Raw genomic sequence first — 13,972 nt, 5'->3', positions numbered from 1 at the left:
TTAAATTTAGCTAGGCTTATTCAGGACATTATTGTGTTGGTTCATCAAATAGATTTAAACAACTTTGAGGTTGGCAACCTGCCAACATAATCGCTTTTGGTAAACTAGCATACATATTGGTCAGATGTTGTTCTGCTGGATGTCGGTAATTCCAGAATAAGAAATGCTTTGAACGTTGCTGATTAAAGTTTTGATAAAAGTTGTTCTGCTTCTGCAAGGATTCAGCATCAGGCGTTGGGCTACGAACATGTTCGTGTGTACCTACTGTGGTCATGAGCATGATATCTTGAGTTTTATTTTGATTTTTTAACCAATCTGCCTGCCGATTGAGCAACGCATAATTATCAAACCAAAGTGAAGGGCTGGCTGCAATATAACGTTGGAACATTTGTGGTTGGCTAAAGAAAGTGTGTAAAACAAAAAGTCCGCCAAAGGAATGTCCAAATAAGCTCTGTTGCAGTGGATTAACTTTAATTTTGGTTTGAATGGCAGGCTTTAGCTCCTTTTCTATAAATTGAATGAATTGGTCTGCGCCACCATAAGTGTACTTGGCTTGTTTTTGAAATTCAGCCGATGCTTTTGGGGTGTAGTCTAAAGCACGCTTTTCTACATCAAAACTGTTTTGTTGTGGATAGCCAATGGCGACAATTGCGACCGGACTCAACCCCAAACGATTGGCACCACCACCCACCGACTTAGCAATATTGGCAGCACTATCAAATGCGGCATTACCATCCAATACATACAGAACTGGAAAACCTTGCTTTGGAGCTTCACCAGCAGGTACAGAGATCTGAATCAGATAATCATGTTTGGTATATTTGGATGCTATAACAAAGCTTTGTTGAATATTAGTTTGTGATTTAAGAGGCGCTTTATTTGAACTCGAGGTCGTCGGTTGAGCCATAGCCAATGGTGTTGCCATGAGCAGAGAAAAAGTCAAAATACCAAGTGGTTTAAACATAATTTATTCGCAAGCATTGAAATTTTGCTAGCAATATATAATGAAAATCATTATCAATAAAGTTTGGTAATAAAAAGAGTTAAAACTCAGCGTGTTTAATAGCTTAAAGTGTTGTTATACTAGCTCGGATAATCAATTCACAGATGAATTGTAATCCATTCTTATAGATGATTTTGCTGAGGCTGCATTCAATGGTAAACGATGGACAAAACACATCGAATTCACTTAATTTAGAACAAATTCGTAACGATATTGATAGTGTTGATCAACAAATCCAAGAGTTACTCAACCGCCGTGCGACGCTTGCAGAAGCTGTAGCCAAAGCGAAATTTGCATCCGAAGAGAATCCGCTGTTTTATCGCCCAGAACGTGAAGCTCAAGTGCTGCGTAAAGTCATGGAGCGTAATCAGGGACCTTTGTCTGATGCGACCATGGCACGTTTGTTCCGTGAAATCATGTCAGCATGTTTGGCACTTGAAGCACCACAAAGCATTGCATTCCTTGGACCTGAAGGGACTTATACCCATTCGGCTGTGCTAAAGCATTTTGGTAAAGATGCTGTTGTACGTCCATTGCCAACCATTGATGAAGTCTTCCGTGAAGTTGAAGCGAGCAGTGCACATTATGGTGTTGTTCCAGTGGAGAACTCATCTGAAGGTATCGTCAATCATACGCTGGATTGCTTTAAATCATCGACTGTTAATGTAATTGGTGAAGTGGAGTTACGTATTCATCACCAATTCCTTGTATCGGAAAATACGCGCAAAGACAGCATCAAACAGATTTATGCGCATCAGCAAACTTTGGCACAATGCCGTAAGTGGTTAGATGCACATTATCCTGGGGTAGAGCGTGTCGCGCTAAACTCAAATGCGGAGGCAGCACGCCGTATTCGCAACGAATGGCATTCAGCAGCAATTGCATCTGATATTGCGGCAAGCATGTATAATCTTGAGATTTTACATAGCAATATCGAAGATAATCCTGAAAATACCACACGTTTCCTTGTGATTGGGCGTGAGAAGATTCCTCAAAGTGGCAATGATAAAACCTCTTTATTGATCTCTGCGCATGATCGTGCCGGTGCTTTACTGGAAATTCTTGCGCCGTTTGCCAAGCATCAAATCAGCTTGACCAGTATTGAAACACGTCCAGCATTGCCTGAGAAATGGGCTTATGTGTTCTTTATCGATTTAGAAGGACATATTGGTCAGGAAAATGTTGCAGCGGCATTGGAAGAAATTCGTCCAATGGTGAAAGAGTTGCGTGTTCTCGGTTCGTATCCAATCGCTGTTTTATAATCTAGTTATTGTATTTTGAATCCCTCCTGAGCAGTATAACTGCGCAAGACCTTTAAAAAAGGGAGGAGTTCCCCCTCTTTTTAAAGAGCTTACGAAGCGGGGTGCTTCTCAGGGGAGATTTTTACATAGGCAAATATGTTTTATGTCTCAACCATTATTTAAGAAAGTTGCATTTATTGGGCTTGGACTGATTGGGTCGAGTCTTGCTCGTGTGATTGTGGCAGAACAACTTGCAGCTCAAATTGTGGCTTCAACACGTTCAAAAAAAACATTAGAAGATGCTAAGGCACTCGGTCTTATTCAACACGGTTATGCAACGCCTGAAGAAGCAGTTCAGGATGCAGATTTAATTGTTTTAGCATTACCCGTTCGTGCGACACAAAAAGTGCTTGAACAGATCAAACCTTATCTTGCAGACAATGCCATTATTACCGACGTGGGTAGTACCAAAGGCAATGTGGTTGAAGCTGCTAAAGCTGTATTTGGTGAAAATTTACCTATTGGTTTTGTACCAGGCCATCCAATTGCTGGTGCAGAGCATACAGGCGTACATGCAGGTAAGGTTGATTTATTCGTCAATCATAAAGTGATTTTGACACCACTTCCGACCAGTGCCGATTGGGCAGTTGAAAAACTGATTCAACTTTGGTCTGCAGCAAAAGCAGAAGTGATTTGCATGGATGTCACCAAACACGATGAAGTGTTGGCACATACTAGTCATTTACCACATTTGATGGCATTCAATCTGGTGGAACAACTGGCAAATCGTGAAGATAATTTAGATATTTTCCGCTATGCTGCAGGAGGTTTTCGTGACTTCTCGCGTATTGCTGCCAGTGATCCACAGATGTGGCATGATATTTTCTTTGCCAATAAAACCGCAATTCTTAATGCTGTTGATGGCTTTGAACAGCAATTGTCAGTTTTAAAGAAATTGATTGCACAGGAAGATTCGCAAGCGTTGATGGGACTGCTCGGGCATGCTCAAGCAGCACGTCAGCACTTTAACCATATGTTGGCCAAAAAACCTTTGATGGAGAAAAACAAGGTGACACAGCAATTTACCATTTTACCGGGAAAGAAAACGTTTACAGGTAAATTCACCGTACCGGGTGACAAATCTGTGTCACATCGCTCAATCATGTTTGGTGCGATTGCAGAAGGCACAACACATGTGACTGGCTTTCTGGAAGGTGAAGATGCACTCGCAACTTTACAGGCTTTCCGTGATATGGGTGTGAGCATCGAAGGACCTAAGAATGGTGAAGTCACTATTCATGGTGTAGGTATGCAAGGCTTAAAAGCGCCAGCAAGCGCTTTGTATATGGGTAACTCAGGCACCAGTATGCGTTTGCTATCTGGCATGTTGTCTGCGCAGAAGTTTGATTCGGTGATGACGGGTGATGCGTCATTGTCTAAACGTCCAATGGAGCGTATTGCCAAGCCACTTCGTGAAATGGGTGCACTCATCCAAACCACAGGTGAGAAAGGTACGCCACCAGTCAGTATTACAGGTAGCCAAGCATTAAAAGGCATTCAATATGACTTGCCAATGGCGTCTGCGCAAGTGAAATCAGGCATTTTATTGGCTGGTTTATGGGCGGCTGGTGAAACTTCAGTGACTGAACCAGAACCAACCCGTGATCATACTGAGCGTATGCTACGTGCCTTTGGTTATGACGTAAAAACCGAAGGCAATAAAATCTCGCTTATCGGTGGTGGCAAGTTAGTCGGTACTGATATTCAAGTACCTTCTGATATTTCATCTGCTGCATTCTTTATGGTCGGCGCGGCTATTACAGAAGGCGCTGATGTCATTCTTGAAGCGGTTGGAATCAATCCAACGCGTACAGGCGTGATCGAAATTTTGAAGCAAATGGGTGCTGATCTAACTGTAGAAAATGAACGTATTGCAGGTGGTGAACCCATTGCAGATATTCATATCAAAGGTTCTAGAACGCTGAAAGGTATTCATATGCCTGAAGACCAAGTACCATTAGCGATCGATGAATTCCCTGCATTATTCATTGCTGCTGCATGTGCAGAAGGCCAAACGGTTTTAACTGGTGCTGCTGAGCTACGAGTTAAAGAATCTGACCGTATTCAAGTGATGGCAGATGGTTTGAAGATCATGGGGATCGACTGTACTCCAACCGAAGATGGCATCATCATTGAAGGTAAAGGAAAGTCTGGTGATTGGTCAGCGATTTTCACTGGTGGTGAAATTGAATCACACCATGACCACCGTATTGCCATGAGTTTCAGTATGGCTGGTTTACGTACTTCAGGTAACATCACCATTCATGGTACAGAAACTGTGGCGACAAGTTTCCCAACCTTCACCGAGCTTGCAAATACTGCAGGTTTGGATTTGCAGGTTATGAATCCATAAGCTGATCTGGAAAGGCAGTGTTTAGCTGAGTTAATCTGTTAAATGCTGCTTTTTTTATAAGCATATTTATAAAAACAATTGGCTAAATATAAGGCTAAAACGCTTAAATAATAAAAATGCTGAGTTTGTAGATGTACATATCTAATCGGGTCTAAATTTATCAATTTAGCTATAGAACTAAGACAATCAGCTAATCTATTAAAGACAATTGTATATATAATAATTCTTACCGTTCGCGTCGGATTTACTCTGCGATCCAGAGTTAAAACATAAAAATAGAGGGAATAGCATGAAAACGTTGCAATTTATAGCAGATTGCCCAAAACATGGGGTGGTTGATCATCCACCGAATGAATGCTATATCACGCAAGAGTATGTGGCTGCATTGCTGTATAAACAATTAGAACAATATGGCTTTGATGCACAGCATATTCGTCATGAGCATGAAAAAATTGAAGTGCGTATCGACAATCACCAATTGCCACTTTCAATATTATGCTCACAGCAAGATACAGAAGGACATATTCTCTGTGAAATCTCAGCCAATCCACAGCAAGAACAAGCTTGGTTTGAACGTATCGAGACACAAAGCATTATTCGCCAATTGGCTCAGGCTGTTGAAAATAGCTTAAAAGCAGAACATAGTTTTTCTCAGTTTGTGTGGAAAAGCTAAGTCAATTTTGCGTATAGATTCTTAATTGAAGTGATTTAAGCACCACCGTTTAGATGTATGGTGTATATTGGTTTAAACGCTTTATTTGAGAGTATAGGTGCATGATACAGGTCGATTTTTCTAAATTATCACCCCAAGCAGTTTGGCAACATTTTGAGACCTTATGTACGATTCCTCGACCATCCAAGCATGAACAACAACTCAGACAACATTTAAAAGATTGGGCGGAACAGCGCAATTTGGAAACCTATGTTGATGACATTGGTAATTTAATTATTCGAAAAGCCGCTTCAGCGGGTAGAGAGCACGTTGCAGGTGTGATTTTGCAGGGACACTTAGATATGGTGACTCAGGCAAATCGTGGTACGCAACATGACTTTTTTAAAGATCCAATTCAACCTGTATTAAAAGACGGCTGGCTGATTGCTGAAAATACTACCTTGGGTGCTGATAATGGCATTGGAGTTGCACTTGCGCTTGCTGTATTAGAATCCAGCGATATCGCGCACGGACCGATTGAAGTTCTGCTAACCATTGATGAAGAAGCAGGAATGAGCGGTGCTCGTTTACTCGAGTCAGGTGTGTTAACTGGACAGTGGTTATTTAATATTGATACCGAAGAATGGGGTGAACTGTATTTAGGTTGTGCTGGAAGTATTGATCTGGAAGTACAGCAATCACCTGAATATGAATCAGCACCTGCAAATTTGATTTATGTTGATCTGTTGCTGTCAGGTTTAAAAGGGGGACATTCAGGGGTTGATATTCATTTAGGTCGTGGTAATGCCAATGTCATTCTAGCTAATTTCCTCAATGATTATTTAGCATCATCCAATGGTCGACTGGTTGAGTTTGTTGGTGGATCGGCACGAAATGCCATCCCACGTGAGGCTGTGGCAACTATTGCGATTCAAGCAGAACAATTACTGGTGTTAGAAAAAGCCGTTGCTGTAATACAAACTGAATGGCAACAAAAGCTACAGGGTGTTGATGATCAGTTACAGATCAGCGTACAGCAAAATGCCAACCCGATAAATGAAGTTATGACATTGCAGCAGCAACAAGCTTGGTTGCAGGCATTGGCAACGTGTCCATACGGCATAGCACAGTGGAGTAGTGCTTTACCCGATGTGGTTGAGACTTCGAATAATATTGGTGTGGTCAAATTGACGAAAGATGAAGCCAAAACTTTAATTATGGTTCGTTCGATGGTGAACCAAGAAGCAGTGACATTTGCACAAAATATTCAACAGCATTTTGCCAATTTCCAGATTCAATCTGCATTGACGCCGTTAGTATCAGGTTGGACACCAAATCCAGATTCGGCTGCATTGAAATGTTTACAACAAGCTTATCAATCTGCATTTAAGATTGAGCCAAACTTGAAAGTGATTCATGCGGGCTTGGAATGCGGCATTATTGCGGAGCATTATCCTGATTTACAGATGGTATCGTTTGGCCCTGATATTCAGGGCGCACATGCACCGGGTGAACGGGTTAAAGTCGATACTGTCGAGAAATGTTGGAAGTTATTGGTGACGGCACTAGAATCTATCGAATAATTTCTGTTAAAGATTCAGTAATCAAAAGTTTTAGGAAGATGGTTTTGTTAGACTGACGCTACGTCCTTGCTACCGCAGTCTAACAGGGCGGCATCCATGTCGCCTACACTGATACTTAATACTGTGATAGAAAAAAACAAAATAATAAAACTTTAAGCTTTGTTATCAAGATTTACTTTGACCTGAAACAAATTTCTATCTAGTTCGATAAACTCAATCTCACAATCAATAAATTTTTCAATCATGGCGGCCTGAGTACGGGTATGTTCGCTAATACATTGTGCGGTGAACTCACCGCCTTGGCCTAGTGCTAAAGGTAATAGCAATTGATCTGCTAAATATTCATCCACCACGGCTTGAGAATTAATATATTGCTTCACCTGTTCAGCCAAATGATTGGCAATTTGTTCTGCACTTTTGCGCATTTCACCTAAAGCGGTAAATAGCTGAATGTGATGCGTGTATGCAACTTTGACATACATCGTATTGCCTTGACTGATCCCATTTAAATAGAATTGCTGTTGAGTATCTAAATTCAGTCTTTTATTTAAAGTCGCTAATTCCCGCTGTGCGATTTGCGCTTCCTCGGAAAGGTTTAATACTGCTGCAAAAGCCTCAGTGCTTTGCAAGGTACTACGATCTAATAAATTTAGTTTGTTTCGATGTTGCCACGGCTGAATCGTAATTTGAATTTCACCAGCACCAATCGGGAAGAAGCCTGCTTTGTTTAACTTAAACTCGACTTTTATTCCAAGTTTTTCTAATGCTGGCAAAAAGCAATGCTCGATAAAATCTGCTGTTGGGGCGAGTGGATTATGAGTACCCCCAGAAATCGTGAGATCACTGGCTTCATTTTGCAATAACAAAGCAGGCAATAGGGTTTGTAAAACCAGTGTTGTGCTTCCTGCCGAACCAATCTGGAATTGGTATTTTCCACTTTGTACATGTTGCGGTGCAAAGTACAGACGTTGGCTATGAAGCTCAGCACCTTCTACATACGCTTGGCTAATCTGTTGAGATGCCTGTACACAAACCAAATGCTGACGCATTAAACCAGGTTTTTTCCGTCCAGCACGAATGTTGATTAATTCAAATGCTTGACCTGTAATCATCGAAAGGGCAAGGGCGGTTCTTAAAATTTGTCCACCACCTTCACCTTGTGAACCATCAATCTGAATGGTTGCTGGCATATTTGCCAAAGCCTTATTCACTTCTATTTTCCTTATTTTCTAATTAAATGAACATACTGTCAGTACATGGTAATGCGAAGTAACGCGTGACTTTGCTTTTTGCAAAGGTTTACTAGGTACATGGTGCTGAGCCTAAGCGGTGAAGATTGATGCACGGCTCACATGCTGCTATAGCCGCCTGAATTATTTTCAATCCCTCAGATCGGAGTAACGCAGGATCTTGTACTCGCCCAGTATGTCCAAACTGTGATTGTGAACTAGATTCACAAAATCTATTGTCTATTCGACTAAATCAATCTGCCAATTGGCAGCCTGAATTTTAATATTTAAATCGCGTAGTTTCGCGCTGATATCATCGGCTTGTTTTTGCAAGCTAGAAACAGGGATAACCTTCTTCCATTTAATCTCACGTGAGCTATAACGATCAGGTTCACGATGTGTGTTGGCAATCGCATCAATGAGAATCTTGTGCTGTTCAGCATAACTATCACGCAAGCTTAATAGGGATAGCAATATTTTTCCATCTTCCAACTTGGCTTGCGCATTGGTCAAATGAATACGACAAATCAACTGATTGCTTTCTTGGGTTAAAGCAAATATCTGTTTGATCAGTTCATTTGGATCTTCACTCGGTTCATCGCCATCTTGTACCAATACATTGGCGTTGATCCGTTGTTTTAATGAAGCGAGCTTTTTTTGTTGATCGCTTCGAAGTAAAAGTGCTTCTGCGAGTTTCATTTTATTTACCTTTTATTCAATATGTATAATGACTAAGTCTGAAACATCTTCCAATTGCATACTAAATTTTGCGAATTCGGTAATATCTTCTAAAGTTTCATTTTCATGCCAAGTTGTCATGAAGCAATGAATGACTGGTGGTTGATAGTTATAAAAACCTAGATAGGTTTCATCTAGGATATCATCCCAAATAGAGCACTCATGTCCTGTCACCATTGCTTGAATGCATCGTTTTGAATAGACAATCTGCTCACAAATCCAATTACGCCATTCAGGTAGGATTTGTTCAGCATTCACAACCAAGATGATGAAATAGGGTTGCTCAGGGAGCATGAGATGAGCTTCCTCATTTGCTCTGATTCTACAGCTTCGAATATATAAACAATCCTTTTTCATGATTAACCCTTAACACAAACTACTTGTCTTAATGTATAAACCACTTCAACCAAATCCTGTTGTGCTTTCATCACATCTTCAATCGGTTTATAAGCTGATGGAATTTCATCAATCACAGCAGCATCTTTACGGCATTCCACACCTTCAGTCTGAGCAATCTGATCTTCCACAGTGAATCGACGTTTTGCCTCAGCACGGCTCATCACGCGGCCTGCGCCATGCGAACATGAACAGAATGATTCCTGATTTCCAAGACCACGAACGATAAAAGACTTGGCTCCCATTGAACCTGGGATAATTCCATACTCTCCTAAACGTGCGCGTACAGCACCTTTACGAGTGACCATCACTTCTTCGCCGTAATGTTCTTCCTTTTCCACATAGTTATGGTGGCAATTCACCGCTTCCAATTTTGCATTAAATGGTTTTGGAATAATCATTGCTAAAGCTTTAATCGCAGACTGCATCATGATTTCACGATTTTTCATGGCAAAGCGTTGTGCCCAACCCACAGCAAACCAGTAATCATCAAAATGTTCTGTTCCTTCAACTAAATACGCTAAATCTTTGTTGGGTAAGTTAATAAAGTGCTTCTGCATATCTTTACGTGCTAGCTCGATAAAATGATTACCGATGGCATTACCCACACCGCGTGAACCTGAGTGCAACATAATCCAAACGTGATCGTGTTCATCTAAGCAGACTTCTACAAAGTGATTTCCTGTACCCAATGTTCCTAGCTGTTTTCGGTTGTTGGTGTTTTTTAGGCGAGGGTGCTTTGCACAGATTAACTCAAAATCTGCAACTAAGTCTGCCCAAGCTTGATCTACCATTTCAGGTGGTGTTTCCCAAGAACCTTTATCTCGTCCACGTTTGGTCATTCCATGTGGAATTAAGCGTTCCAGTTCAGTACGTAAAGCATATAGGTTATCTGGTAAATCAGAAGCGGTTAAGCTGGTACGGGTGGCCATCATTCCACACCCAATATCGACACCGACTGCAGCTGGGATAATCGCCCCTTTGGTTGGAATCACGCTTCCGATGGTTGCACCTAAGCCAAAGTGAACATCTGGCATCACAGCCATCCATTTATAAATAAACGGCATTTGGGCAGTTTGCAGCAATTGTTGTTTTGAGTTGTCGTCAACAAGCACACCATTGGTCCACATTTTTACTGGCATACTCGTTTCATTTTTTAAAACTTGATAAGCACGTTGTTGCTGTTCTTGTTCAAATTGAGCTTGTTGGTTGATTTGTTCAACGACAGACATTTTCATTTTCCTTTCAAAGCCTGCCTGCCAAGCGTTTGCAGGCAGGTGATATTCACAAGATCCCAATGAAGTTGTGTACTTAACTACTATTGCAGTGAGTGTGCCAACTTTTTAAAATTCAACTCCATGTGATGTTAATATATTGATAATTAATAAAAATAATATTTAAATTATATTTGATTAAGATGTATTGGTTTTCTTTTTACAAGAAATGCATATTTAATTGGATATAAAAATATCTCAAAAGATATCTTTGAGATTGTCATATTTTTGCTTTTCCGAGCAAACTGTAGCTCGTTTTGCAATTTGTCGTCATAAAGTATTGTTGGGTGCATGATTTAAGTGAGAAACAGTGATTTCTATTTGATACCAAGCTTCGTCTTTTCTTATTTGTATTTTGTTGATCTAGAAGATAGATGGAATAGCTATTTGATATTTTCCAGACGAATATCTGTTGTTTAATCTGGATGTGAGTGTGTCTTTGTCTAAGGGCATGTTATAAGCATAACAAAACATAAATAAATTGCTAAATCTCATGGATCTTTTTCGTTATCTACTCACGATTATTTTATTTATCGCAGGGGTGTTTTGTCTTGTACAGTTCTTATTGGAAAATTTTAATCTTCTCTTTCTTGCACTAAGTTTGGTTTGTTTTGTATTTGCTTATTGGGTGAAACCAAAACGAGAAAATCATGATCGTGGAAATGATGCTTGGTATTGGTTTGATTTAATCGACATGTCTGTTGAGGCTGTTTATTGGATCATTAGATTGCCGTTCCGCCTATTAAGAAGAATATTTGATTTCTTTTCGCCGGATATTCCTTAATGAGAATGCTGTAAACTGGTCTTATTTGAGGTTTACTTTACTCAGTTGTCCTATGGCATCCAGTATAAACTGATCAAAATCATGAGCTAAGTAAAAGTTGCCTTGATAGAACTTTCTAACTTCTTCTGCAATCGCTTGTTGTCCAGCATTATCTTGATGGCGTGGACTAAAGTGCGTCAAGATCAGGTTGCTTAGACCTTGTTGTTGAGCAAATTCTGCAACTATCTTTGCGGAACTATGCATTGGGCCTGAACCCACTTTATCTAGAATGGCTTGGGTGTAGGTGCTTTCATGAATCAAGAGTTGAGCATCTTGACAAGCTTGTGCCAACAACTCGGGACGATCATTATCACCACCGACAATGGCGTGAACGCGATGTGTGTGAGTCTGAATAAAATCAGCTGCTTTCAAGGCTTGCCCATTAAACTGGATATCCAAGTTTTGCTGTAAATCACCCCAAGCTTTGCCTTTTGGTACGCCGAGTTGAATTAAGGCCTGTGTATCTAATTTTTTTTGAGTGTATTGCGCAATAATACTAAATGCAAAACTTGGTACACGATGACTTAGTGGATGGGCTTGAATCGAAAGTTCATCTGTTATTTGATGTATTTGAGTGGCTTCATTTACATCTACATCGATAAAGTTGAGAGAGTAAGGCAAATGTAAATCGGTCAGTTGCGCTGTAACTTCAATCCATTTTTGAATTTCTTTGGGGGCGATAATGGTTAAAGGCGCAGTGCGTGCATTCATGCCTGCACTGGCCAATAAGCCGACCAATCCATAACAATGATCACCATGTACATGAGTAATGCAGATCGCAACTAGGCTTTGTAATGAGAGTTTGGCTTGTTGAATGCGATGCTGTGTGCCTTCACCAGCATCGACCAATATCCAGTCTTTATTCTTGCTATTGCGGATTGCTAGGGCAGAAACGTTGCGTGTGAGTGTGGGTACACCAGAAGATGTGCCTAAAAAAGTAAAATGGAGCATATTGTTGGAATTTTTCATCGAATTGCGTATTGTATATGATAGACATATATAAAATATTATAGAAATTATGCTGAATGCAAAGAAAACTGTCGTAATTGGCTTTGTAGGCTCTACTTTAGATCAAGGAAAGCGTCCTGACCGATGGCAACGCTGGCGTCCGACCTTAAGTCTTCTGATGCATGAAGATCTGATTGTAGATGAGCTAGTGCTATTGCATGATCGACAACATCATAATTTAGTCAAATTTATTGCTGAAGATGCTCAAAATGTGTCGCCATCGACTGCCGTGTCGGGTTATCGAGTGAGTATCCGTGATCCTTGGGATTTTGCCGAGGTCTATGGTGCGCTATATGACTTTGTAAAAAGTTACACCTTTGATACTGAAAAAAATAACTATCTTTTGCATATCACTACAGGCACACACGTTGGTCAAATCTGTTGGTATCTATTAGTCGATGCCAATTATTTGCCTGCCAAGCTGATTCAAAGTGCACCCAATCAACAAAAAACACCAGAAGGTGAATATCGTATCATTGATCTGGATTTGTCTCGCTATGATGTTCTCAAGCAGCGTTTTGAAGATGAACAACAACAAAACTGGCAGCAACTAAAAGCCAATATTTCAACTTATAACCCCGAATTTAATCAACTGATCACTGAAGTTGAGTTGGTGGCAACGCGTTCCAGTGCACCGATTTTGATTATGGGCGCAACAGGTGTAGGTAAATCGCATTTAGCCAAACAAATTTTTCAATTAAAGAAAGATAAGTTTCATCTAAGTGGGCGTTTTATTGATGTGAACTGTGCGACGCTTCGTGGTGACAGTGCCATGTCGAGTTTGTTTGGGCATATCAAGGGAGCATTTACAGGTGCAGCGGCTTCACGGACAGGATTATTGAAAAGTGCTGATCAGGGTATTCTGTTTTTGGATGAAATTGGGGAGCTTGGACTAGATGAGCAAGCGATGTTGCTTAAAGCGCTTGAGGATAAATCCTTTTTCCCTGTCGGAAGTGACAAAGAGGTTCAGGCCGATTTTCAACTGATTGCAGGGACAAATAGAGATCTAAGAACCGAAGTGCAAGCTGGCCGTTTTCGTAAAGACTTATGGGCACGATTGAATACATGGACTTTCTTTTTGCCTAATCTCAAAGATCGAATTGAAGATATTGCCCCGAATATTGAATTTGAGTTGCAACGCTTTGCGGCAAATCAGCAACGGCAATTACGTTTTCAGCGTGATGCACTTGATGTGTATTTGAAATTCGCGAAGTCTAAAGAAGCATCATGGCAGGGGAATTTCCGTGATTTAACCGCTAGTGTGACGCGGTTAGCGACGTTATCCAGTGGTGAGTTGATCCGTTCAGAAACGGTGGAAAAGGAGATTCAGCGTTTAAAGCAGTTATGGTCGATTCAAACTATACAAAACCAATCTAAAAACGTAGATATTTTGCTCAAATATTTAGATCAAACACAGTTGAGCGAGATCGATGAGTTTGATCAGATTCAACTGCGTGGCGTGCTGCAAGTCTGTGAAAATGCCAAGTCGATGGCGGATGCTGGACGCCAACTGTTTGCTGCTTCACGCCAGCAGCGCAATACCACCAATGACAGTGACCGAGTCAAAAAGTATTTGGCTCGGTTTGGCTTAAGTTGGAGTGACTTTTAGTAA

At 40.7% G+C, this 13,972-nt stretch carries 12 protein-coding genes; 6 read left to right on the top strand and 6 right to left on the bottom strand.

The genetic code is table 11. The features are described 5' to 3' along the window. Positions 1-28: 28 nt before the first annotated feature. The gene (locus F896_RS08615; RefSeq protein ID WP_016163927.1) at positions 29-964 is read right to left on the bottom strand and encodes an alpha/beta hydrolase; all 936 of its coding nucleotides are present in this window, start codon (positions 962-964) and stop codon (positions 29-31) included. A gap of 191 nt (positions 965-1,155) precedes the next feature. Between F896_RS08615 and pheA the strand changes: the two genes are divergently transcribed. From pheA to F896_RS08635, 4 genes are all read left to right on the top strand, one after another. Then, entirely contained in the window at positions 1,156-2,265 is a 1,110-nt protein-coding gene (pheA, locus tag F896_RS08620) for a prephenate dehydratase (protein WP_004653917.1), read from the top strand. A 142-nt stretch (positions 2,266-2,407) separates the two neighbouring features. Beyond that, on the top strand, positions 2,408-4,657 hold the full coding sequence (locus F896_RS08625) for a bifunctional prephenate dehydrogenase/3-phosphoshikimate 1-carboxyvinyltransferase (RefSeq protein ID WP_016163926.1): 2,250 nt from the start codon (positions 2,408-2,410) through the stop codon (positions 4,655-4,657). Between the two features lie 289 nt (positions 4,658-4,946). After that, positions 4,947-5,330, top strand: a complete 384-nt coding sequence (locus F896_RS08630; protein ID WP_004653914.1) for a hypothetical protein — start codon at positions 4,947-4,949, stop codon at positions 5,328-5,330. Between the two features lie 101 nt (positions 5,331-5,431). Next, entirely contained in the window at positions 5,432-6,892 is a 1,461-nt protein-coding gene (locus tag F896_RS08635; protein ID WP_016163925.1) for an aminoacyl-histidine dipeptidase, read from the top strand. Between the two features lie 152 nt (positions 6,893-7,044). On the opposite strand, the gene rtcA is transcribed toward F896_RS08635, so the two are convergent. The 4 genes from rtcA to F896_RS08655 all read right to left on the bottom strand — a co-directional run bounded on the left by rtcA (position 7,045) and on the right by F896_RS08655 (position 10,487). Further along, positions 7,045-8,103 carry an RNA 3'-terminal phosphate cyclase gene (gene rtcA, locus F896_RS08640; RefSeq protein WP_016163924.1) on the bottom strand — a complete coding sequence of 353 codons (1,059 nt, stop codon included), beginning with the start codon at positions 8,101-8,103 and terminating at the stop codon, positions 7,045-7,047. A gap of 258 nt (positions 8,104-8,361) precedes the next feature. Continuing rightward, a complete protein-coding gene (locus tag F896_RS08645; protein ID WP_016163923.1) occupies positions 8,362-8,820 on the bottom strand; it encodes a DIP1984 family protein in 459 nt (152 codons plus the stop codon). 12 nt (positions 8,821-8,832) lie between these two features. Beyond that, positions 8,833-9,216: a DUF7684 family protein gene (locus F896_RS08650; RefSeq protein WP_032882241.1), complete on the bottom strand. Its 384-nt coding sequence runs from the start codon at positions 9,214-9,216 to the stop codon at positions 8,833-8,835. A 2-nt stretch (positions 9,217-9,218) separates the two neighbouring features. Beyond that, positions 9,219-10,487, bottom strand: coding sequence for an RtcB family protein (locus F896_RS08655; RefSeq protein ID WP_016163921.1), 1,269 nt, complete (start codon positions 10,485-10,487; stop codon positions 9,219-9,221). A 535-nt stretch (positions 10,488-11,022) separates the two neighbouring features. On the opposite strand from F896_RS08655, the gene F896_RS08660 reads away from it, so the two are divergent. Then, entirely contained in the window at positions 11,023-11,313 is a 291-nt protein-coding gene (locus F896_RS08660) for a hypothetical protein (protein WP_016163920.1), read from the top strand. A 21-nt stretch (positions 11,314-11,334) separates the two neighbouring features. Here the strand turns inward: F896_RS08660 and F896_RS08665 are convergent, their stop codons facing one another. Beyond that, the gene (locus tag F896_RS08665; RefSeq protein WP_032882239.1) at positions 11,335-12,303 is read right to left on the bottom strand and encodes a ribonuclease Z; all 969 of its coding nucleotides are present in this window, start codon (positions 12,301-12,303) and stop codon (positions 11,335-11,337) included. Positions 12,304-12,370: 67 nt separating this feature from the next. Here F896_RS08665 and rtcR point away from each other — a divergent pair, with 67 nt between their 5' ends. Further along, entirely contained in the window at positions 12,371-13,969 is a 1,599-nt protein-coding gene (rtcR, locus tag F896_RS08670; RefSeq protein ID WP_016163918.1) for an RNA repair transcriptional activator RtcR, read from the top strand. The last annotated feature ends 3 nt before the right edge of the window (positions 13,970-13,972 follow it).

The organism is Acinetobacter genomosp. 15BJ (assembly GCF_000400715.1).
In the GTDB taxonomy this organism is placed as follows: Bacteria; Pseudomonadota; Gammaproteobacteria; order Pseudomonadales; family Moraxellaceae; genus Acinetobacter.
This window is presented reverse-complemented; position numbering and strand designations above follow the sequence as displayed.